Raw genomic sequence first — 24,003 nt, forward strand, 5'->3', positions numbered from 1 at the left:
CCTCCGGGATCAGACGAGGACTTCGGGCGGCGCCGGGTGCCCGAGGAAGGCGGTGGGGCTGGCGGTCAGGCCGTAGGCGCCGGCCTGGAAGATCGCGATCAGGTCGCCGATCGCCGCACCGGGCAGGGAAACCTTGTCGCCGAGGAGGTCGAGCGGGGTGCACAGGCAGCCGACCACCGTCACCGTCTCTTCGGGACCGCCGGGTGCGGACGCCAGGGCCAGGGGGTAGTTGCGGCGGATGGCCTGGCCGAAGTTGCCGGACGCGGCCAGCTGGTGGTGCAGGCCGCCGTCGACGACGAGGAACGTCGTGCCGCGCGAGACCTTCCGGTCGACCACGCGGGTGAGGTACACCCCGGCCTCGCCGACGAGGTAGCGGCCGAGCTCGATCACCACGCGCGCGTCCGGCAGCGCGGGCCGCAGCGAGACGTCCAGCAGCTTCGCCAGGTTCTCGCCGACCTCGTCGAGGTCCAGCGCCGTGTCGCGGGCGGTGTAGGGGATGCCGAAGCCGCCACCCAGGTTCACCGACCGCACCGGGCCGGGCGCCGCCTCGGCGAGCTGCAGCACCAGGTCGACCGTCGCACGCTGGGCCTCGCACAGGCTTTCCGCGCGCAGGTTCTGAGAGCCGGCGAAGACGTGGAAGCCCTGGAAGTCCAGGCCCGCGGCGCCGACTTCGGCCAGCACGGCGGGGACGCGCTCGGCGTCGATGCCGAACTGCTGCGGGCCACCGCCCAGGCGCATACCGGACCCGCGGACGGCGAAGTCCGGGTTCACCCGCAGCGCCACGCGCGGGGTGAGGCCGAGGCGGTCGCCGGCTTCCCGCACGCGGGCCAGCTCGGTGGTGGACTCGAGCTCGACGGTGACCCCGGCGGCGACCGCGCGGGCCAGCTCGGCCGCGGTCTTGCCCGGCCCGGCGAAGCTGATCCGCTCCGGCGGGACGGTCGTGTCGAGGGCCTGCCGCAGTTCACCGGCGGAGGCGACGTCGAGGCCGTCGACGAGGCCGCTGAGGTGGTGCAGCAGCGCGGGCATCGGGTTGGCCTTGACCGCGTAACTGAGTTCGACGTCGCCGGGCAGCGCGGCCCGCACCCGCTCGACGCGGGTGGTGACGAGCGAGCGGTCGTAGGCGAAGAAGGGGGTGGTGCCGACCCGCGCCGCGAGCCGGTCCACGGGCACGCCGCCCACGGTGAGCACACCGCCGGCGCGGCCGAACGGGGCCGCCGCGGCTTCCGTCGTGTTCGCCATCGCTTTCCTTTTCTTCGAGCACGGGTAAATAGCAACCGGAAAAGGCACCGCCGTCGGTCACGGGCGGCACTGCGAACACTGAAGCAACTACCCACCCACCCGGACATGGGTAGTCCTCACCCAGATTCGGCACCCGGGTGGGGACCCGGGCACCCAGGTGTACCTGCTGTGTCCACCCGGTCACTCCGGGGACACCATCCACACCGGACCGGACAGACATTTCCGCAGGTCAGAGCGATTGACCACACCGTTCGGCGCAGTCACCCACCCGCACTGCTCCAGCCGGGTGGCCCGCTCCGGTGGCAACTTCCTGCCGTCGCCTGCCTGCCACCGCGGGCTCCGGGAACGCCCCTTGACGAACGGGGTGCGCAGCCCGCACGATCGGAATCCACCAGCACCGCCGGGGAATTCCCGGGAACCGGTGCAATTCGGACAGCACCACGCATTCCCCGATTTCCGGTATCCCTTCCGACGATGGGTGAACTATGTCTTCCCTGCCTGCTCCCGGTGAGCCGATCGCGGTGGTCGGCATGGCCTGCCGGCTGCCCGGCGCCCCGTCCCCGGCGTGGCTGCGCCGGCTGCTGGCCGAGGGCCGCGAGGCCGTCGGCGCGGTGCCGCCGGGCCGGTGGACCGACGGCGACGACTCGGGACGCGGCGGCTTCGTGTCCGATGTGGACGGTTTCGACGCACCCTTCTTCGGGGTCTCCCCGCGCGAGGCCGTGGCGATGGACCCGCAGCAGCGGCTGGTGCTGGAGCTGGCGTGGGAAGCCTGTGAGGACGCCCGGATCGCGCCCGGCACGCTGCGCGGCAGCGGCACCGCCGTCGTCGTCGGCGCGATCAACGGCGACTACGCGCTGCTGCACGACCGCCTCGGCGCCGGGCCGCACACCCTGACCGGAACCCACCGCAGTCTCATCGCGAACCGCGTCTCCTACGTGCTCGGGCTGCGCGGCCCGAGCCTGACCGTCGACTCGGGCCAGTCGTCGTCGCTGGTGGCGGTGCACCTGGCGGCCGAGCAGCTGCGCCGCGGCAGCGCGGCCGTCGCGCTCGCCGGCGGGGTGAACCTCAACCTGCTGAAAGCGGGCACCGAAGTCGTGGACCGCTTCGGGGCGCTGTCCCCGCAGGGCCGGTGCCACACCTTCGACAGCCGCGCCGACGGGTACGTCCGCGGCGAGGGCGGCGGCCTGGTCGTCCTGAAGCCGCTGAGCGTCGCGCTCGCCGACGGCGACCGCGTCCACGCGGTCCTGCTGGGCGGCGCCGTGAACAACGACGGCGGCGGCGACGGCCTCACCGTGCCGCGGGCCGAGGCGCAGACCGAGGTGATCCGGCTGGCCTGCGCCGACGCCGGCGTCGCCCCGGCCGACGTCCAGTACGTCGAGCTGCACGGCACCGGCACGCCGGTCGGCGACCCGATCGAGGCCGAAGCCCTCGGGGCCGCGTTCGCCGGGGACCGCCCGGAGCCCCTGCAGGTCGGCTCGGTCAAGACCGTCGTCGGCCACCTCGAAGGCGCCGCGGGCATCGCCGGGCTGCTGAAAGTGCTGGTGTGCCTGTCCGAACGCCGCCTGAGCCCGAGCCTGAACTTCGCCACGCCGAACCCGGCCATCCCGTTCGGGACGCTGAACCTCGAGGTGGTGACCGAGGACCGGGACTGGCCGCGGCCGCAGGACCGGCTCGTCGCCGGGGTCAGCTCGTTCGGCGTCGGCGGCACCAACTGCCACCTCGTCCTGGCCGAGGCGCCGGCGGTTCCCCAGCCCGAGGACGTCGCCGCCGACGACGTCCCGCTGGTGCTGTCGGCCCGGTCGGCCGCCGCCCTGCCCGCCCAGGCCCGCGCGCTCGCCGGCCACCTCGCCGACCGCCCCGGGCTCGCGCACGGCGACGTCGCCCGGTCACTGCTGCGCACCCGGGACCTCTTCGAGCACCGCGCGGTCGTGTTCGACGACCTCGCGTCGCTGGCCGCCGGTACGCCGTCGGAGAACGTCGTGACCGGGCGGACCGTCGACGGCGCCGACGTCCTCGTGTTCCCGGGGCAGGGTTCGCAGTGGCCAGAGATGGCCGGTGCGCTGCTGCGCGACTCCCCTGTGTTCGCCCACCGGCTGGCGGAGTGCTCGGCCGCGCTGGCGCCCTTCCTCGGCTACGAACTCCTCGACGACCTGCGCGCCGGCACCGCCGACCTCGACCGCGTCGACGTCGTCCAGCCCGCCCTCTGGGCCGTGATGGTGTCACTGGCGGAGGTCTGGCGCGCCGCGGGACTCACGCCGTCGATCGTCGTCGGGCACTCCCAAGGCGAGATCGCCGCGGCCACCGCGATCGGCGCGCTGTCGCTGGCCGACGGCGCCCGCGTGGTGGCCTTGCGCAGCCGGGTGATCGCCGGGATGCCGCGCGGCGGCGGGATGATGTCGGCCGGCGCGCCCGAAGACGTCGTCCGGCCACTGCTGCCCGCCGGCGTGTCGGTGGCCGCGGTGAACGGCACCCGGTCGGTGGTCCTGTCCGGACCGGCCGACGCGCTGGCGGCGTTGCACACCACCCTCACCGAGGACGGGTACCGCGCGAAGATCCTGCCGGTCGACTACGCGTCGCACTCGGCGGCCGTGGACCCGCTGCGGGACGAGATCCTGTGGCTCCTGGCCCCGGTGCGCCCGGTGTCCACTTCGGTCACTTTCGTTTCGGCCCTCACCGGCGAACCGTTCGACACCGCCGGGCTCGACGCCGGGTACTGGTTCGAAAGCCTCCGGCGTCCGGTCCGGTTCGCCGCGGCGACCGCCGGAGCGCTGGCCGCCGGGGGCGGGCGGTTCGTCGAGTGCAGCCCGCACCCGGTGCTGCTGGGCAGCATCGAGGAGACCGCCGAAGCGAACGACCGCACGGTGGCCGTCGCCGGGACGCTGCGACGGGACGACGGTGGCGGCGAACGCCTGCGGCGCAGCCTCGCCGAGGCGTTCGTGGCCGGAGCCGGGGTGCGGTGGGAGGTGCCGGGCACGCGCCTGGTGGACCTGCCGACCTATGCGTTCCAGCGGACCCGGTACTGGCTCGGCGAAGAGGTGGCCGCCGCGCCGGTCGCCGTCGATCCCACGCGGGTGGCGGACCTGGTCCTCGCCACGGCCGCGGCCGTCCTGGGCCACGCCGACGCCGACGGCATCGACCCCGCGAGCACGTTCAAGGACCTCGGCTTCGACTCGGTGAGCGTGGTGGAACTGCGCACCCGGCTGCAGGCCGCCACCGGGCTCAAGCTGCCGACGACGTTGCTGTTCGACTTCCCGACGCCTGCTCACCTCATCACGCACCTGCGGGCCCGGCCGGCCGCCGATACTGTGGAAGTCGTTGCACCGCAACAGGATGACCCGATCGCGATCGTCGCCATGGGCTGCCGCTTCCCCGGCGGCATCACCTCGCCGGCCGAGCTGTGGGACCTGGTCGCCGCGGGCGGCGAGGCCGTCACCGAACTGCCCGCGAACCGCGGCTGGGACCTCGACACGCTCCTCGGCGACACCGGCCCCGGCTCGTGCGCCACCCGGTTCGGCGGGTTCCTCCACGACGCCGACCGGTTCGACCCGGCGTTCTTCGGCCTGAGCCCCCGCGAAGCCCTGGCCATGGACCCGCAGCAGCGCGTCCTGCTGGAGATCAGCCACGAGGCGATCGAGCGCGCCGGGCTCGAGCCGGAGTCCCTGTCCGGGACCGACACCGGGGTCTTCGTCGGCGCGATGGCCATGGACTACGGCCCGCGGCTGCACGAGCCGACCGGGCTCGTCGACGGCCACCGCCTGACCGGCACCTCCCCGAGCGTCGCGTCCGGCCGGATCGCCTACACCTACGGCCTGCGCGGGCCGGCGCTCACCGTCGACACGGCGTGCTCGTCGTCGCTGGTCGCGATCCAGCTGGCCGCCGACGCCCTGCACCGCGGCGACTGCTCGCTCGCCCTCGCCGGCGGGGTCACGGTGATGGCCGCCCCCGGCAACCTCGTGGACTTCACCCGCCAGAACGGCCTTTCCGCCGACGGCCGCGCGAAGGCGTTCTCCGCCGACGCCGACGGCACGGCGTTCGCCGAAGGCGCAGGGATGCTGGTGCTGGAGCGGCTGTCCGACGCCCGCCGCCACGGCCACCCGGTGCTGGCTCTGCTGCGCGGCGGCGCGACCGGCTCCGACGGGGCCAGCAACGGCCTCACCGCGCCCAACGGCCAGGCCCAGCAACAGGTCATCCGCCGTGCGCTGCACGCCTCCGGATTGTCCACGAAGGACGTGGACGTGGTCGAGGCGCACGGCACCGGGACGGCCCTGGGCGACCCGATCGAGGCGCACGCCCTGCTGGCCACCTACGGGCAGGACCGCGAAACGCCGCTGTGGCTCGGGTCGCTGAAGTCGAACATCGGCCACACCCAGGCCGCGGCCGGGGTGGCCGGGGTGATCAAGATGGTCGAAGCCCTGCGGCACGAGACGATCCCACGCACCCTGCACGCCGAGGTGCCGAGCCCGCACGTGGACTGGGCGAGCGGCCGGGTCGAGGTGCTGTCGGCGGCCCGGGCGTGGCCCGAGCACGGCCGCCCGCGGCGGGCCGCGGTGTCGAGCTTCGGGATCAGCGGCACCAACGCGCACGTCGTGCTGGAATCGGTGCCCGCCGAAGAGTCCGCGCCGGCGCCCGCCGGGCCGCTCGTCTGGTCCCTGCACGCCCACACCGGCACCGCCCTGCGCGCCCACGCCGCCCGGCTGCGGACCTACGCCGGAACCGCGGCCGACGAGGACCTCACCGCCACTGCCGCGGTCCTCGCCCGCCGGCGTCCCGGCTCCTGCCGCGCGGTCGTCGTCGCCGGGGACCGGGCCGAACTCGTCGCCGCCCTCGGTGCCCTGGCCGAAGGTGCCCCGCACCCCGCGCTCGTCACCGGCACCGCGGCCGGCGACGTCCAGCCGGTGTTCGTCTTCCCCGGCCAGGGCGCCCAATGGCCCGGCATGGCCGCCGAACTGCTCGCCGCCGACCCGGACTTCGCCCGGCTGCTCACCGACGCCGCCGAGGCCCTGTGCCCGCACACCGGCTGGTCCGTGCTCGACGTGCTCACCGGCGCCGACGGCGCGCCGGACCTGGAGGGGACCGAGGTCGTGCAGCCGGTGCTGTTCGCCGTCATGGTCGCCCTCGCCGGACTGTGGCAGGCCGCCGGGGTCGCTCCGGCCGCGGTGGTCGGCCACTCCCAAGGCGAGCTGGCCGCGGCCGTCGTCGCCGGAGCCCTGCCGCTGGCCGACGCCGCCCGGATCATCGCCGTCCGGAGCCGGCTCCTCACCGCCGAACTCGACGGCACCGGCGGCATCCTCGCCGTCGGCCTGCCCGTGGCGCAGGTGCGGGAACGGCTGGAGCCGTGGGCCGGGCGGCTGTGGCCGGCCGTCGACAACGGCCCGGCCGGCACCGTCGTCGGCGGCGAGCTGGCCGCGATCGAGGAGTTCGCCGCCGCCTGCGCCGACGTCCAGATCCGGCGCACGCCGGTGGCGTACGCGGCGCACACCCCGCACGTCGAGGCCGTCCGCGACGCCCTGATCGCCGAAATCGGCGCGCTGGCGCCGGCCGACACCGCGACCACGATCTGCTCCTCCTGCACCGGCGGCTTCCTGCCGGGCTCGGAACTCACCCCGGGCTACTGGTACCGCAACCTGGCCGAGCCGGTGCGGTTCGACGCGGCCGTCCGCGCCTTCGCCGGCTACCGGCGGCCGCTGTTCGTCGAGGTCAGCCCGCACCCCATCCTCGCCGGGGCGGTGCAGGAGATCCTGAGCGACGCCGGCATCGACGGCACCGCCGTCGGCACCCTGCGCCGCGGGGAAGGCGGGCGCCGCCGGTTCCTGCTCGCCCTCGCCGCGGCGCACGTCCGGGGCGCGGCCGTGGACTGGCCGCGGCTGCTCGGCCCGGTCACCCGCCACCCGGACGTCCCGACCTCGGCGTTCGACCGGCAGCGCTACTGGCTCACCGGCCACTCCGGCGGCCTGCTCGGCGCCCCCACCCCGGTAGCCGACGGTGACGGTTCCGTGGCCACCGGACGGCTTTCGCTGACCTCGCTGCCGTGGCTGGCCGGGCACGCCGTCCGCGGCACGGTCCTGTTCCCCGGCACCGGGTTCGCCGAACTGGCCCTGGAAGCGGCGGACGGCGGGAGCGTCGAGGACCTGACGCTCGAAGCGCCGCTGGTGCTGCCCGCCTCCGGCGCGGTCGAGGTCCAGGTCGGCCTCGGCCGCGCGGACGACCACGGCCGGCGGCCGCTGACCGTCCACACGCGACTCGGCGACGGACCGTGGACCCGGCACGCGACGGGCAGGGTGAGCCCGGAGCAGGCACCCGGCACTCCGCTGCCGGTCTGGCCGCCCGTCGGAGCGGTGCCGGTCGACCTCGACGGCGCCTACGCGCGGCTGGCCGAACGCGGCTACGAGTACGGGCCGGCGTTCCAGGGCCTCACCGCGCTGTGGCGCGACGGCGACGACCGGTACGTCGAGGTGGAACTGCCCGCCGAAGGCGAGTTCACCGCCCACCCCGCGGTGCTCGACGCGGTGCTGCACGCCCTGGTCCTCGACGGCACCGAGCTGCTGCTCCCGTTCTCCTTCGGCGGCCTGCGGGTCACCTCGCCCCTGCCGGGTGCGGTGCGGGCCCGGCTGTCCGGTTCGGCCGCCACCGGCGTCGAAATCGCCCTCTACGACACCGCCGGCACCCCGCTCGGCGGCGTCGAGTCGCTGCTGCTGCGGCCTGCCGCCGAGACGAAGGCGGCCGCGGAGCTCTACCGCGTGGAATGGACGCCCGCCCCGGTGGGCGACGGCACCGACCGGGAGTGGACCGTGATCGGCACGGAGCTGCCGGAGGTCGTCCCGCCGGTCGTGCTCACCACCGCACACGAACTGCCCGCCGTGCTGGACCTCGTGCAGCGCTGGCTGCTCGACGAGCGCTGCGACGGCGCGAAACTGGTGTTCCTGCAGGACCCGGGCTCGCCCGACGGCGCGCCGGTGTGGGGGCTGGTGCGTTCGGCGATCGCCGAACACCCCGGCCGCTTCGCCCTCGCCGGTGCCCGCCCCGGCGCCCCGCTGGCCGCGGCGCTCGACGCCGACGAGCCGCAGTTCGCCGTGCGCGACGGCGCGGTCCTCGTGCCTCGCCTGGCGCGGCACCCGGCCGAGCCGTCCACTGTGGACTTCTGCGGTGGCACGGTCCTGGTGACCGGCGGCACGGGCGGGCTCGGTGCCCTGGTCGCCGAGCGGCTGGTGACCACGCACGGCGTCCGGGACCTGCTGCTGGTCTCTCGCCGCGGCGGCGACGTCCCGGCGCGGCTGGCCGGGCTGGACGCCCGCGTCCGGGTGGTGGCCGCCGACGTCGCCGACCGGGCCGCTCTGTCCACGCTCCTGGCCGGCGAGACGCTCACCGGGGTGGTGCACGCGGCCGGCGTCCTCGACGACTCGACCGTCACCGGGCTCACGCGAGCGCACCTGGACACCGTCCTGCGGCCCAAGCGCGACGCCGCCTGGCTGCTGCACGAGCTCACCGAAGACCAGCCGCTCGCCGCGTTCGTGCTGTTCTCCTCGGTCGCCGGGGTGCTCGGCAACCGCGGGCAGGCGAACTACGCCGCCGCGAACGCCTCGCTCGACGCGCTGGCGGAGTACCGGGCGGCGCGCGGGCTGCCGGGCGTGTCGATCGCGTGGGGCCTGTGGGACACGGCGACCGGCATGACCGCCGCGATGACCTCGACGGACCGCTCGCGCCTGACCGGCGTCCGGCCGATCACCGAGGCGCAGGGGCTCGCCGCCTTCGACGCCGCACTCGGGCTGTCGGGCACGGTCGTGGCGTCCGCTTGGGACACCGCGGCGCTGCGGGCGGCCGACGAGGTTCCCGCCGTCCTGCGGAGTCTCGTGCCGGTGCGCCGCGCGGTCGCGGCCGCTCCGGTGGCGGCCGGACTGGCCGGGCAGCTCGCCGGGCTGGACCGCGAAACCGCGGCCGCGACGGTGACCGGCTTCGTCCGCACGGAGGTCGCCACGGCGCTCGGGCACCGCTCGCCGGCGTCGGTCGAGGCGGCGAAGCCGTTCAGCGAACTGGGGATCGACTCGCTGACGTCGGTGGAGCTGCGCAACCGCATCGGCGCCGGGACCGGGCTGCGGCTGCCCGCGTCGCTGCTGTTCAACCACCCGACCGTCGAGCTGCTGGCCGCGCACCTGCTCGGTGAGCTGCTCCCGCCCCCGCCGGACCCCGCGCAGCGGCTGCGCGAGGCCCTCGGCGAAGTCCTGCCGGGTGCGGACGCCGAGGAGCGCGTCCGGCTGGCGGAGGTGCTGCGGGCGGCCCTGGCCGAACTCGGCTGCGAGCCCGCGCTCGACCTCGCCACGGACGACGAGCTCTTCGCCTTCATCGACAAGCGCTGACCTTTTGCGAACGGATAGGGGTTCGGTTATGACCGGCGAAGACAAGCTTCGCGACTACCTGAAGCGGGCGACGGTCGAGCTCGCGGGCGCGCGCCGCCGGCTGGCCGAGTACGAGGCCCGCGAGAGCGAGCCCATCGCCGTGATCGGCATGTCCTGCCGGTTCCCCGGCGCTCCCGACGTCGACTCGTACTGGAAGCTGCTGCGCGAAGGCCGGGCCGCCGAAGTCGGCGACGTCCCGGACGGCCGGTTCGACCACGTGCCCGGCGTCCGGCGCCGCGGCGCCTTCCTGTCCGAAGTGGACGGCTGGGACGCCGGGTTCTTCGGCTACGCCCCGCAGGAAGCGCTGCGGATGGACCCCCAGCAGCGGCTGCTGATGGAGCTGGCGTGGGAGGCGATGGACGACGCGGGCACCCCGGCGCCGCGGTTGCGGGGCAGCCGCACCGGCGTGTTGCTCGGGTTTTCCGACGCGTTCCAGTACGGCCAGGTCGAGGCGGAGCGCGAAGGCACGGGCGTGTACGCCGACCCGTACATGGGCCAGGGCAGCCTGGCCAGCGTCGTCGCCGGGCGGCTGGCGTACCACTTCGACCTGCGCGGGCCGGCGTTCTCGCTGGACACGGCGTGCTCGTCGACGCTGGTGGCGGTGCACCTCGCGGCCCGCGCGCTGCGGGCGGGCGAGTGCGATTACGCCCTGGCCGGCGGCGGATTCCTGGCGCTGCACCCGTTCCTGTACGTCTACAGCAGCCGCAACGCGCTGCTGTCGCCGACCGACCGCTGCCACACGTTCGACACGAGCGCGGACGGCTACATGATGGGCGAGGGCGGCGGCATGGTGGTGCTGGCCCGCCTGTCGGACGCGCTGCGCGACGGCCACCGCATCCGCGCGGTGATCCGCGGGTCGGCGGTGAACCAGGACGGCCGCAGCAACGGCCTGACCGCCCCCAACCGCGGTGCCCAGGTCGACGTGATCCGCCGGGCCCTGTCCGACGCCGCGGCCGAGCCGGGGGACGTCGACTTCCTGGAGGCACACGGCTCGGGCACGCCGCTGGGCGACGAGATCGAGCTGGGTGCGCTCGGCGACGTGTTCGGCGGGCGGCCGGCCGACCGCCCGCTCACGGTCGGGGCGGTGAAGACCAACATCGGCCACACCCACACCGCGGCGGGCATCGCGGGGCTGATCAAGACGGTGCTGGTGCTGGAAAACGGTGAGGTGCCGCCGAACCTGCACATGGACGACCCGGCCGAGCAGGTGCTGGCTAACTCGGCGGTGACGCCGTCCACGGGGCTGGTACCGCTGCCGGACCGCGGCCGCCCGGCGGTGGCGGGGGTGAGTTCGTTCGGCTGGTCGGGCACGAACGCCCACCTGGTCCTGGAGGCCGCGCCGGCCACGGACCGGGCCGCGGTCGAGGAGGTTGCCGAGCTGCTCCCGGTTTCGGCCGCCTCGGCCGCCGCGCTGAGCGCGCAGCTCACGCGGCTCGGCGGGAGCACGGGTGTGTCCCTGGCCGACCTTGCGCACACCCTGCGCGAAGGCCGGGCCCACCTCGACCACCGGCGGGCCGTCGTGGCCACCAGCCTCGGCGACGCCGTCCGGCAGCTCACCGCCGCCGCCCAGGCCCCCGGCGTCCACCGCAAGCCCGGCGCCCCGAAGATCGCCTTCCTCCTCCCCGGCGTCGGGGACCAGTACCGCGGCCTGGCCACCCAGCTCCACCGGGACGAGCCCGTCTTCGCCGCCGCCGTCGACGCGTGCTGCGCCATCGCCGCCGACCGGTGCGGGGTCGACCTGAAGGGCGCCTTCTTCGCCGAACCGCGCGCCGTCGAGACGTCGTTCTTCGGCGCCGGCCAGGGCGATGACCTCCTCGACCGCGCCGAGGTCGCGCACCCGCTCCTCTTCACCGTCGAGTACGCGCTCGCCCAGCTGCTCGCCGATCGCGGTGTCCGGCCGGACCTGCTCGTCGGTTACAGCCTCGGCGAGTACGTCGCCGCCTGTCTCGCCGGGGTCTTCACCCTCGCCGACGCCCTGCACGTCGTCACCGGGCGGGCGCGGCTGATCGGGCGCGCTCCGGCCGGGCGGATGCTCGCCGTGGCCGCTTCGGCGAGTCAGATCGCCGACGCGCTCTCCCCCATGCGGGTCGACGTCGCCGCGTTGAACGGCCCGCAGATGACCGTCCTCAGTGGATCGCCCGAAGACGTCGAAGCCGCTGCCGCGCACCTGAAAGCCGCCGGGCTCGCCGCCCGCACGCTGCGCTCGGCCCACCCGTTCCACTCCAGCCTGCTGGAGCCCGCCCGCGACGAGCTCGCCGAACTGGTCGCGTCCGTGCCCCGGCAGGCTCCGCGGATCCCGATCGTCTCGAACGCGACCGGCACCGTCCTCACCGACGCCGAAGCCGTCGACCCGCGGTACTGGGCCGGTCACCTCTGCCGCCCGGTGCGGTTCGCCGACGGCGTCCGGCACTGTGCCGGGCAGGACGTCGACGCCTACGTCGAGCTCGGCCCGGGCCAGACGCTCGGCGGCCTGGTCCGCCAGAACCAGACCGGCGCCGCCCGCCCCGCCGTGCTCGGCACCCTGCCCGCGCCCTGGCCCGTCGAGGACCGCCCCGCCGAAGGCATCGCGCTGCTGGAGACGCTCGCCCGGCTGTGGGAGCTCGGCGTCGGCATCACGACCCGGCACCACGGCGGCCGTACCGTCAGCCTGCCCGGCTATCCCTTCCAGCGCACGAAGTTCTGGCCCCAGGCGACCCGCACCCAAGCCGGACCCGCCTCCGAAGCCGGCCGGCTCTACACCCCGGTGTGGCGTCTCGACCCCACCCGTCCCACGGTCACGCCGCAGGGCTCGCTGATCACCACGAACCGCGCACTCGCCACGCTGGCCGCGGAAGCGGGGATGACCGTCGGCACCGACCCGCAAGCACTCCCCCAGCCCCTGCACGTCGTCCACGACGGCGGGTTCGACGACCTCCTCCGGACCGTCCAGGCCCTCGACGGCCACGACGTCCGGCTGCTCACCGTCACCACCGGCGCGGCCGAGATCACCGGCGGCGACCTGACCGGCCCGGACGCCGCCGCGGTGCACGGGCTCGGCCGTGGCGTCCGGGCCGAGTACCCGGGCCTGCGGTGGCGCGGGGTCGATGTCGAACCCGGCACCCCGGCCGAGTGCCTCCTCGACGAGCTGGCCCGCCCCTGGACCGACGATGCCGCCGGGGAACCGGTGCTCGCCGGCTGGCGGGGCGGCCGCCGCCGTCTGCAGGAGTACACCGAGATCACGCTCGGCGACGGCACGCCGGACTGGGGCGGCACGCACGTGGTCACCGGCGGCACCCGCGGGCTCGGCATGATCGTGGCGAAGCACCTCGTCGGCCACGGCGCCCGCCGGCTCGCCCTGATCAGCCGCACCGGCGACGCCGACGCCGCCGACCTCGCGGCGCTGGAGCCCGCCGAGGTGCTGGTGCTCAAGGCCGACACCGGCGTCCCGGAACAGCTGGCCGAAGCCCTGGTGGAGGCCAAGCTGCGGTTCGGCGAGCTCGACTCGATCGTGCACGCCGCCGGCCTGCCGGGCGGCGGGCTCACGCAGCGCCGCACCGCCGAGGACCTGCACCGCACGCTCGCCCCGAAGGTCCACGCGGTCCGCCCGCTCCTGGCCGCCCGGCCCCGGCGCCTGGTCCTGTTCTCCTCGATCGTCACGGTCGTCGGCGGGATCGGCGAAGCCGACTACTGCGCGGCCAACAGCGTCCTCGACGCCCACGGCGCCGCACTGTCCACTGAGGACACCCAGGTGGTGACCGTCGCCTGGGGGCACTGGCAGCACGACTCCTGGGCCGACGAGGCCACCGGGGAAGCCCGCCTCGCCTACCGCCGCCGCTACGGCTTCAGCGCCGAAGCCGGCTGCGCGGTGCTCGACCAGCTCGCCGGCCACGGTTTCCGCGGCACGGTCGTCGCGCTGCGCCAGGACCTGCCGTCGGCTCGCCGCGAGCTGGCCGAGCTCAACGACCTCGGCGGGCTCCTGGACGCCGCGCCGACGCCGAAAACACGCTATCCGCGGCCACCGCTGCGGACCGAGTACGCCGCCCCGCGCGGCGAGCTCGAGACCGACATCGCCGGCGTCTGGGGCGAGTTCCTGGGCATCGACGCGGTGGGCGTGCACGACCCGTTCTTCGACCTCGGCGGCAACTCACTGGTCGGCATGGCCATGGTGGCGGCGCTGGAGAAGCGCCTCGGCTTGCCGATCGCCCCCGCCGTCCTCTTCGGCCACCCCACCGTGGCCGCGTTCGCCGCCGCACTGACCGACACCGACTCGCCCGCCCCGCGGGCGGCGACCACCGGATCCGCGCGGGGCCGGCGCCGCCGCCTGGCCGGCACCCGGAAATGAGGGACACCGTGACCGACACCAGCATCTCGCCCGCGGACATCGCCGTCGTCGGCATGGCCGGCCGCTTCCCGGGCGCCGACGACGTCGGCGCGCTCTGGGAGACCATCCGCGCCGGCCGCTCCGGCATCACCCGCTTCACCGACGAAGAGCTCCTGGCCGCGGGCGTCCCCGCCGACCGGCTCGGCGACCCGGCCTACGTCAAGGCGGGCGCGGTCGTGCGCGGGGTCGAGGACTTCGACGCGGGCTTCTTCGGGATCAACCCGAAGGAAGCCCAGATCCTCGACCCGCAGCACCGGCTCTTCCTGGAGCACAGCCAGCACGCCCTGGAGGACGCGGCCTGCGACCCGGCGCGCTTCGACGGCGCGATCGGCGTGTTCGCCGGCTGCGCGTGGAGCACCTACCTGACCCACAACCTCACCCCGGCGAACGCGGCCGGCGAGATGGGCGAGATCGCCATCGCCCTCGGCAACGACAAGGACACGCTGGCCACCCGGGTTTCGCACACGCTCGGCCTGTCGGGACCCGCGTTCAGCATCCAGAGCGCCTGCTCGACGTCGCTGGTCGCGGTGTGCGTCGCGGCGAGCAGCCTGGCGAACTTCGAATGCGACGTCGCCCTCGCGGGCGGCGTGTCGATCGGGGTGCCGCACCGCGTCGGCTACCTCTACCAGCAGGGCGGCATCGCACCGCCGGACGGCGAGTGCCGCGCGTTCGACGCCGCGGGCCTGGGCGCCCCGCTCGGCGGCGGCGTCGGCGTGGTCGCGCTGCGCCGTCTCGAGGACGCGCTCGCCGACGGCGACCGGGTGTACGCGGTGCTGCGCGGCTGGGCGGTCAACAACGACGCCGGCCGCAAGGTCGGCTTCACCGCCCCCGGTGTCGAAGGCCAGGCCACGGTGATCGCCGAGGCGCTGGCCGCGGCCGGGCTGGAGCCGTCCGACATCGGGTACGTCGAGGCCCACGGGACCGGCACCGCCCTGGGGGACGCGGCCGAGATCGCCGCGCTGCAGCAGGTCTTCGCGGGCCAGTCGCTGCGGATCGGCTCGGTGAAGACGAACGTCGGGCACCTCGACCGCGCCGCCGGCGTGACCAACCTGATCAAGGCGGCCCTGTCCCTGCACCACGAGGAGATCCCGCCGACGCGCAACCTCGGCACGCCGAACCCGCAGCTCACCGCGGGTGACGCCGAGCTGACCGTGGTCACCGGGCGCACGCCGTGGCCGCGCACGGACACCCCGCGCCGGGCCGGCGTCAGCGCGTTCGGCATCGGCGGCACGAACGCCCACGTCGTGCTGGAGGAAGCGCCGCTGCCTGCTCCGACCACGGCGACCGGCCCGGAGCTGCTCGTGTGGTCGGCCCGCTCGGCCGCCGCCGCGGACGCGGCCACCGCCAACCTCGCCGCCCACCTGGCGACGTCCGGCGACGCGCTCGCCGACGTCGCCCACACCCTCCAAAGTGGACGCACGACGTTCGGGCACCGGCGGATGCTGGTGGCCGGTTCGCCGTCCGAAGCGGCGCAGGCGCTCCGCGAAGGAGCCGTGTCGGCCTCGAGCGACGCCGGGACCGGCCGCCGCGTCGGGTTCCTCATCGCGGGCACCGGCGAGCAGTACCCGGGCCTGGCCGCGGAGCTGTACGCGACGGCGCCGGTGTTCCGGGCCGAGCTGGACCGCTGCCGCGCGCTGCTGGATTCGCCCGTGCTGGACGAGATGCTCGGCTCACGCGAAGGCTCCGGCGGGCTGGCCGCGTTGCTCGGCCGCACCGAGGGCGGGTCGCGGGCGGGCGACCGCACGGAGGTGTTGCACCCGGCGCTGTTCGCCGTCGAGTACGCGCTGGCGCAGCTGGTGCGCTCGTGGGGCGTCTCACCGAGCGTCCTGGTCGGGTACAGCCTCGGGGAGTACGTGGCCGCGAGCCTGGCGGGGGTGCTCTCGCTGGAGGACGCCCTCGCGCTGGTGGCGCACCGCGCGCAGCTGATCGCCGCGCTGCCCGGCGGGGCGATGGCCGCCGTGCCGCTGCCGGCCGACGACGTGCGGGCCCGGATCGCCGGCCTGGACCTCGACATCGCGGCGGTGAACGGGCCGCAGCTGACCGTCGTGTCCGGGACGTCCGAGGCCATCGCCGCCTTGCGGGAGTCGCTGGGTGAGGTGCCGTGCCGGCCCCTGGCCACCACGCACGCCTTCCACTCCCGGCAGCTCGCCTCGTTGCGCGACGAGCTGACCGCGTGGGTCGCGGCCCACGTGACGCTGTCCGCGCCCACGATCCCGTACATCTCCAACGTGACCGGCGAGCTGGTCACCGAGGCACCCGAACCGGGGTACTGGGCCGAGCACATGTGCGCGCCGGTCCGGTTCGACGACGCACTGGCGACGCTGCTGGCCGACGAGGACACGGTGCTCCTGGAGCTCGGCCCGGGCCGCTCGCTGGGCGCGATGGTGCGCGGGCACCGGGCGTGCGACCCGTCGCGCTGGGCGTCGGTGATCCCGACGCTGCCGGGCGCGGACGACCCGGCGTCGGCTTCGGTCGCGCTGGCCGAAGCGGCCGGCCGGCTGTGGCTGGCCGGGGTGGACCTCGACTGGACGGGTGTCCGCGGCGGCCGCGAGGCCCGGCGGGTCGGGTTGCCGGGGTACCCGTTCCAGCGGTCGCGGTACTGGATCGACGCGCCGGGGACGGTCACGCCCACGGTGCCGCAGCTCACCGCGGAGCCGGACGAGCACGTGCAGCTGCTGACGCCGTCGTGGCGGCCGCAGCCCGCCGCCGACGCCGGGACCACCGGCCGGGTGGCGATCCGGCCGGACACCGGCGGGGTGGCCGCGGCGCTGAGCGCGCTGCTCGGGACCGTCGTCGAGCCCGCCGAGGCGGACACGATCGTCGACCTGTCGGTGCTGGACCTCGACGACGACGTGGCCGCGGTGCACGCGGTGTCCCGCACCCTCGCGGCGGCGGCGGGTGACGGGTCACGCGCGGTCCGGGTCCTCGTCGCCACCCGCGCGGGCCAGGCGACGGGATCCGGCCGGGTGCGGCCCGCCCAGGCGGCCGTGGCCGTCCTCCCGGTCGTCGCCAACCAGGAACACCTCAACCTCGACGCCGGGACCGTCGACCTCGACGCGGCCCACACCGCCGCCGAAGCCGCCGCCGTGCTCGCCGCCGAACTGCGGGCGCCCGGCGCACCCCTGGTCGCCTACCGGGGCGACCAGCGGCTCGTTCCCGGCTACCGGCCCGCCGAACCCGCCGCGGCACCCGCCGTCCGGGACGGCGGCAGCTACCTCATCACCGGCGGCCTCGGCGGGGTCGGGCTCACCGTCGCCGAGCACCTCGCCACCCGTGGCGCGCGCCGGCTGGTCCTCGCCAGCCGCAGCGGGGGTACCGACGCCGCGGTGGCCCGGCTGCGGGCCCTCGGTGCCGAGGTGCACACCCCTCGCGTGGACGTCAGCGACCCGGCCGCGCTCACGGCTCTGCTCACCGAGAAGTTCGACGGCATCGTCCACGCCGCCGCGGACTCCGATCCCGCCGGGTTCCGTCCTCTGTCCGAACTGGACGAACCGGTGATCGCCCGGCACTTCGCCGCCAAGGTCGGCGGGGCCCGGGTGCTCGCCGCGGCCCTCGACGCGCTGCCGGAGGCAGACCGTCCCGAGTGGACACTCCTCTTCTCCTCCACCTCGGCCCTGCTCGGCGGGGTCACCTTCGGCAGCTACGCCGCCGCCAACGCCGCGCTCCTCGCCGAGGCCCACGGCCGGCCCGGCTGGGTCGCCGCCGCCTGGGACACCTGGCCCGGCACCCTGGAACGGCTCGACGCCCGGCTCGGCGCGTCCATGGCCAAGCACGCCATGACCCGCGCCCAGGCGCTGACCGCGTTCGACCGGCTCACCGCGCACGCCGGGCCGGCCGTGATCGTCGCCGCCGGCGGGCTCGACGAGCGGCTCCCCGGCGCGGTGAAGCCGGCCCGGGCCACCACCGCCGACCGGTTCCCGCGGCCCGACCTGCCCCAGCCCTACACCCCGCCGATGACCGCCACCGAACGCGGGCTCGCCGAAGTCTGGTCGGCCGTGCTGGGCGTCGAGCCGGTCGGCACCCGGGACAACTTCTTCGACCTCAACGGCAACTCCCTGCTCGCCCTGCAGATGCTCGCCCTGGTCAAGGACCGCTTCGGCGTCGCCATCCCCACCGTCACGCTCTTCGAACTGCCCACCGTCCAGGCCCTCGCCGCCACCCTCGACGACCAGGCACCGGCACCGGTCACCGCCTCGCCGGTCCGGGAGGCCGATCCCGACGACGACGAGCTCGACCGGCACATCGCCATCGTCGGCATGGCCGGCCGGTTCCCCGGCGCGGGCACGATCGACGAGTTCTGGCGCAACCTCTGCGACGGCGTCGAGTCGATCACCTTCTTCACCCCCGACGAGCTCATCGCCGCCGGGGTCGACCCGGCGCAGGTCCGCGACCCGGCCTACGTGCCGGCGCGGCCGGTGCTCGACGACGTCACCGGGTTCGACGCCGCCTTCTTCGGCCTCAGCCCGCGCATGGCCGCCCTCACCGACCCCCAGCAGCGCCTCTTCCTCGAGGTCTGCTGGGAAGCCCTGGAGGGGGCCGGGTACGCGCGGCCCGGCGAACGCGGCCGGGTCGGCGTCTTCGGCGGCTGCAACCTCTCGACGTACCTGCTCGGCATCGCCGGCCAGTTCACCTCCGACGCCGACGCCAGCATCTACGAGCTGGTGATGGGCAACGACAAGGACGCGCTCACCACCACCGTGTCCTACCTGTTCGACCTGCGCGGCCCGAGCATGGCGGTCCAGACGTTCTGCTCGACGTCGCTGGTCGCGGTGCACACCGCGATGCGCAGCCTGCGGGCCGGCGACTGCGAGATGGCCCTCGCGGGCGGCGTCTCGGTCCGCGTGCCGGACCGGATCGGGCACCTGCACTCCCCCGGCGGCCAGGAGTCGCCGGACGGGCACGTCCGCACCTTCGACGCCCAGGCGCACGGGAGCATGTTCGGCGACGGCGCCACCGTCGTCGTCCTCAAGAAGCTCGGCGCGGCCCTGCGCGACGGCGACCACATCTGGTCGGTGATCCGCGGCTCGGCGATGAACAACGACGGCGCCCTCAAGGTCGGCTACACCGCTCCCAGCGTGAGCGGGCAGTCGCGGGTGATCGCCGACGCCATGGCCGACGCACGGGTCGCCGCCGAGGACGTCGGGTACGTCGAGGCGCACGGGACCGCGACCGAGCTGGGCGACCCGATCGAGGTCGCCGCGCTGACCCGGGCGTTCGGGGACACCGCCGAGAAGCAGTACTGCGCCCTCGGCTCGGTGAAGCCGAACGTCGGGCACCTCGACCGCGCCGCGGGCACGGCCGGGCTGATCAAGGCGTCGCTGGTCGTCCGCGAGGGCCTGATCCCGCCGACGCTGCACTACACCGCGCCGAACCCGGAGATCGACTTCGCGCACAGCCCGTTCCGGGTGGCGGCCGAGCTCGCGCCGTGGAACACCGGCGGCGGCCGTCCCCGGATCGCCGGGCTCAACTCGCTGGGCATGGGAGGCACCAACGTGCACGTCGTCGTCGAACAGCCGCCCGACCGGCCCGCACTCCCGCCGGGTGACCCGGACACCGAGCGCCGCTACCAGGTGCTGCCGGTCTCGGCCCGCACCGCCGACGCGGCCGACACGGCGGCCCGCCGGCTCGGCGAGCACCTCGCCGGCACGCCGGACGCGCGGCTCGCCGACGTGGCCTTCACGCTCCAGGAGGGCCGCAAGACGTTCGAGCACCGGCGGGCCGCGGTCGCGTCCGATGTGGACAGTGCGGTCACCGCGCTGGGCACGCCCGCGACCCGCGTCGAGCCGGTCCAGGACCGGCCGGTGGCGTTCCTCTTCGCCGGCGTCGGCGAGCAGTACCCCGGCCTGGTGGGCGAGCTGTACCGCCGCGAGCCGGTGTTCCGCGCCCACCTCGACGAGTGCCTGACCCACCTCGACGCCGACGGCGACCTCGTCACCGGCACCCGCGGCGGCGGCCCGAGCCTGGCCGCGCTGCTGGGCCGCACCGGCGACGAAGACCCCCGCGCCGCCCGGCTGCAGCGGACCGAACTCGCGCAGCCGCTGCTGTTCGCTGTGGACTACGCCCTGGCCCGGACGCTGGTGGACTGGGGACTGAAGCCGTCCGCGATGCTCGGCTACAGCCTCGGCGAGTACGTCGCCGCCTGCCTGGCCGGGGTGCTGTCCCTGCCGGACGCCCTGGCACTGGTCGCCAAGCGCGCGGAGCTCATCGCCACCCTGCCCGGCGGGGCGATGGCGGCCGTGCCGCTGTCGCTCACCGAGCTCGAGACGCGGTTCGACCTGACGAGCCTCGACATCGCCGCGGTGAACGGCCCGGAGCTGGTCGTGGTGGCGGGGGAGACCACGGCGGTCGAGCGGCTCGCGCAGGACCTGCGGGCCGCGGACGTCCCGTGCCGGCCGCTGCGCACCAGCCACGCGTTCCACTCGCGGATGCTGACGCCGGCCGCGGCCGAGCTGACCGCGTGGATCGCCGGGAACGTCACGCTCAACGCGCCCGAGCTGCCCTACCTGTCCAACGTCACCGGGGAGCGCGCCACCGCCGAGCTGGTCACCGACCCCGGGTACTGGGCGCGGCACATGTGCGAGACCGTGCGGTTCGCCGACGCGGCCACCGAGCTGCTGGCCGACGAGCACGTGGCCGTCGTCGAGATCGGCCCCGGGCCGTCCCTCGGTGCCCTGCTGCGCGGACTCAGCCCGGCGACGCGCTGGCCGCTGATCACCGCCACGCTGCCCGCCGCGGACGACCCGCGCCCGGCCGACGAGGTGCTCACCGACGGCCTGGCCCGGCTCTGGCTGCTCGGCGCGAACCTCGACTGGTCGGCCTACCACGGCCGGGGCACGGCGACGCCCGTCTACCGCGGCACCGCCCCCGGCCGCGTGCCGCTGCCGACCTACCCCTTCCAGCGCCAGCGCTACTGGATCGAGGCGAAGCCGGCCACCGGGACGGCCCGGGTCGAGACGCCCGCGGAGGGCCCCCTGGAGGAGTTCGACCGGATCCCGCTGCTGCCGGAGGAGCAGTGGATCAACCTGCCCACCTGGCGCCAGACCTCGGCCGCGCCCGTCGCGCCGCAGCCCGCGTCCTGGCTGGTGTTCGCCCGTCCCGGCCTCGCCGAGGACGTCCTCGACGGGATCCGCCGCACCGGCGACCCGGTGACCGTGGTCCGGCCGGGCGCGGGGTACCGGCCGGGCCCGGACGCCACCGTCCGCCCCGGCGACGTCGACGACCTGCTGAGCCTGCTGCGCGACCTCAAGCGCGGCGGCACCTGCCTGGACCGGGTCGTCCACCTGTGGAACCTCGACGACGACTCCCTGCTGCTCGGCCTGCACACCCTCGTGGCGCTGGCCCGCGCGGCCGGCGAGCTGGGCCTCGGCGGCTGGACCCTGGACCTGGCCGCCACCGGCACCCAGCGCGTCCTGCACAACGGCGAGCTCCGCCCCGACGCGGCCACGCTCACCGGGCCGAACCTGGTGATCCCGATGGAGTACCCGGGTGTGCAGACGCGGCTGATCGACGTCGACGCGGCCGCCGGTGCCGCCGCCGTGGTCGCCGAGCTGCACCGCCCGGCGCCGGGCCGCACGGTCGCGCTGCGCGGCTCGCGGCGCTGGCTGCCCGGCTACGAGGTCCTGGCGCCGCAGCCGATCGAGCAGGCGGCGGACGTCCTGCGCGAGCACGGCGTCTACCTGATCACCGGCGGCCTCGGCGGGATCGGGCTGGCCATGGCCGAGCGGCTGGCCCGCGACAGCCACGCCAAACTCGTCCTGTTCGGCCGCCGCGGCCTGCCGCCGCGCGAACGCTGGGCCGGGATCGCCGACGGCACCGACGAAATGCCCGGCACGATCCGCGACCGCGTCGACCGCGTCCGCGAAATCGAGGCGCTCGGCGGTGAAGTGGTGGTCGTCGAAGGCGACGTCGCCGAAGAGACCGACGTCCGGCGCGCGGTCGCCGTGGCCATCGAGCGGTTCGGGGCGCTGCACGGCATCCTGCACACCGCGGGCGTGCCCGGCACCGGTCTGATGCAGTTCAAGCAGCCGGGTGACGCCGACCAGGTCCTCGCCCCGAAGCTGCCCGGCTCCCGGGCCCTCAGCGCGGCCACCGACGGCCTGGACCTCGACTTCGTCGCGCTGTTCTCCTCCATCACCTCGGTCACCGGCGGTGGCCCCGGCCAGGTCGACTACTGCGCCGGCAACGCCTGGCTCGACGCCTACGCCGCCTCGCACGGCGGCCGCACGGTGTCGATCTCGTGGGGCGAGTGGACCTGGAACGCCTGGGACGAAGGGCTTTCCGGGTACGAGGAGGACATCCAGACCTACTTCCGCGAGCACCGCGCCAAGTTCGGCATCGACTTCGAACAGGGCTGGCGCACGCTGCTGCGGGCACTGGCCTCGGGCGAACCGCACGTCGTCGTGTCCACCCAGGACCTCGACGCGGTGACCGCCGTGGCGGCGCGGTTCAGCGTCGACGCCGTCACCTCGGCCGCCCACGGCGGCTCGACGGCCGACCGCCACCCGCGGCCGGAGCTCGTCACGCCGTTCCAGGAGCCCGAGGGCGACGCCGAGCGCGCAGTGGCCGAGGCGTGGTGCGAGGCACTGCGCCTGGACCGGGTCGGCGCGGCCGACAACTTCTTCGAGCTCGGCGGCACGTCCCTGCTCGGCATCTCGCTGCTGGCGGGGCTGCGCACCGCCTTCCCGGACGCGGAACTGCCGCCGCACATCATCCACGAGGCCCCTACCGTCGCCGCGCTCGCGAAGATCGCCGCCGGCGGCCCGGAGACCCCCGAACCCGCACCCGACACCCAGGCGCAGGGACAGCTGCGCCGCTCCGGCATCAAAGCCGCGGCCGCCCGACGGCGCCGGGCCTGAACGACAACCTCCGCACAGCAGAAAGGGAACAGTCATGGCAGTCACGGGAGTGGTGGGCGCCGGCGTCATGGGCATCGGCGTCGCCCAGGACTTCGCCGCCGCCGGCCACGAGGTCGTGCTGGTCGACAAGGACGAGCGGATCCTCGAGGAGGCCCGCGCCGCGATCACGCGCAACTGCCGGCTCAGCCGGCTCATGGGCGGACCCGCGCTCGACGCGGACGAGATCCTCGCCCGGATCACCACCGCGGTCGGCCTGGCCGCGCTGGACAAGACCGAAATCCTGGTCGAGAACGTCACCGAGGACTGGGACATCAAGGCCGCCGTGCACGCCGAGCTCGACGAGGTCTGCGGCCCGGGCACGGTGATCATCGCCAACACCTCGGCGGTCCCGATCACCCGGATCGCCTCGGTCGGCAAGAACCCGGGCCGCGTCATCGGCGTCCACTTCATGAACCCGGTGCCGCAGAAGCCGGTCGTCGAGCTGATCCCCGGCTTCCACACCACGCCGGAGACCATCCTGCGCACCCGCGAGCTGCTCACCAGCATCGGCAAGCGCTGGGTCGACGTGAAGGACGCGTCGGGCTTCGTGTCCAACCGCGTGCTCATGCTCACCGTCAACGAGGCCGCCTACCTGGTGCACGAGGGCGTCGCCACCGCCGAGTCGGTCGACGAGGTGTTCCGCGGCTGCTTCGGCCACCCGATGGGCCCGCTGGAAACGGCCGACCTGATCGGCGTCGACACGATCCTCTACAGCGTCGAGGTGCTCTACGAGCACTACGCCGACTCGAAGTACCGCCCCTGCCCGCTGCTCAAGCAGATGACCGACGCCGGCCTGCACGGCCGCAAGTCCGGCCGCGGCTTCTACACCTACAGCTGAATCCCGTCACTCAGAAGGAGAACAGAGCCATGTCCGAGACCACCGGCGACATCCTCGCCTTCATCACCGGCCGCTTCCCCCAGGCCGAGATCACCGCGACCGAGGACATCTTCTCCCTCGGCTACATCAACTCCCTGTTCGCCATGGAGCTGGTGATGCACCTGGAGAAGACCTTCGCCGTCACCATCCCCAACGAGGAACTGCGGATCGACAACTTCCGCACCGCGGCGGCGATGACCGAGCTGGTCGGCCGCCTCCGCCCGGCCGCGACGGTGGGCTGAC

Annotated in this window: 6 protein-coding genes; 5 read left to right on the forward strand and 1 reads right to left on the reverse strand. The window is 75.0% G+C overall.

Annotated features, from left to right (window positions below):
• Window positions 1–9: 9 nt before the first annotated feature.
• The gene (locus ACWDN5_RS22550) at window positions 10–1,239 is read right to left on the reverse strand and encodes a pyridoxal-dependent decarboxylase, exosortase A system-associated (protein ID WP_449677666.1); all 1,230 of its coding nucleotides are present in this window, start codon (window positions 1,237–1,239) and stop codon (window positions 10–12) included.
• Between the two features lie 485 nt (window positions 1,240–1,724).
• Between ACWDN5_RS22550 and ACWDN5_RS22555 the strand changes: the two genes are divergently transcribed.
• The 5 genes from ACWDN5_RS22555 to ACWDN5_RS22575 are packed head-to-tail and all read left to right on the forward strand — an operon-like array spanning window position 1,725 to window position 24,002.
• Window positions 1,725–9,590: a type I polyketide synthase gene (locus ACWDN5_RS22555; RefSeq protein WP_449677667.1), complete on the forward strand. Its 7,866-nt coding sequence runs from the start codon at window positions 1,725–1,727 to the stop codon at window positions 9,588–9,590.
• Window positions 9,591–9,618: 28 nt separating this feature from the next.
• Complete coding sequence (locus ACWDN5_RS22560) at window positions 9,619–13,950, forward strand: type I polyketide synthase (RefSeq protein ID WP_449677668.1); 4,332 nt, start codon at window positions 9,619–9,621, stop codon at window positions 13,948–13,950.
• An 8-nt stretch (window positions 13,951–13,958) separates the two neighbouring features.
• Window positions 13,959–22,844 carry an SDR family NAD(P)-dependent oxidoreductase gene (locus ACWDN5_RS22565; RefSeq protein WP_449677669.1) on the forward strand — a complete coding sequence of 2,962 codons (8,886 nt, stop codon included), beginning with the start codon at window positions 13,959–13,961 and terminating at the stop codon, window positions 22,842–22,844.
• Between the two features lie 34 nt (window positions 22,845–22,878).
• Entirely contained in the window at window positions 22,879–23,721 is an 843-nt protein-coding gene (locus ACWDN5_RS22570) for a 3-hydroxyacyl-CoA dehydrogenase family protein (protein ID WP_191316321.1), read from the forward strand.
• 29 nt (window positions 23,722–23,750) lie between these two features.
• Window positions 23,751–24,002 carry an acyl carrier protein gene (locus ACWDN5_RS22575; RefSeq protein ID WP_003066161.1) on the forward strand — a complete coding sequence of 84 codons (252 nt, stop codon included), beginning with the start codon at window positions 23,751–23,753 and terminating at the stop codon, window positions 24,000–24,002.
• Window position 24,003 lies beyond the last annotated feature (1 nt).

The sequence above is a fragment of the Amycolatopsis sp. NPDC003731 genome, from assembly GCF_053586895.1.

What these genes read in the sequence shown, in the direction of transcription:
- ACWDN5_RS22560 (WP_449677668.1), top strand. Translation starts at nt 9,619, where the DNA reads ATGACCGGCGAAGACAAGCTTCGCGACTACCTGAAGCGGGCGACGGTC.
- ACWDN5_RS22575 (WP_003066161.1), top strand. Translation starts at nt 23,751, where the DNA reads ATGTCCGAGACCACCGGCGACATCCTCGCCTTCATCACCGGCCGCTTC.
- ACWDN5_RS22555 (WP_449677667.1), top strand. Translation starts at nt 1,725, where the DNA reads ATGTCTTCCCTGCCTGCTCCCGGTGAGCCGATCGCGGTGGTCGGCATG.
- ACWDN5_RS22550 (WP_449677666.1), bottom strand. Translation starts at nt 1,239, where the DNA reads ATGGCGAACACGACGGAAGCCGCGGCGGCCCCGTTCGGCCGCGCCGGC.
- ACWDN5_RS22570 (WP_191316321.1), top strand. Translation starts at nt 22,879, where the DNA reads ATGGCAGTCACGGGAGTGGTGGGCGCCGGCGTCATGGGCATCGGCGTC.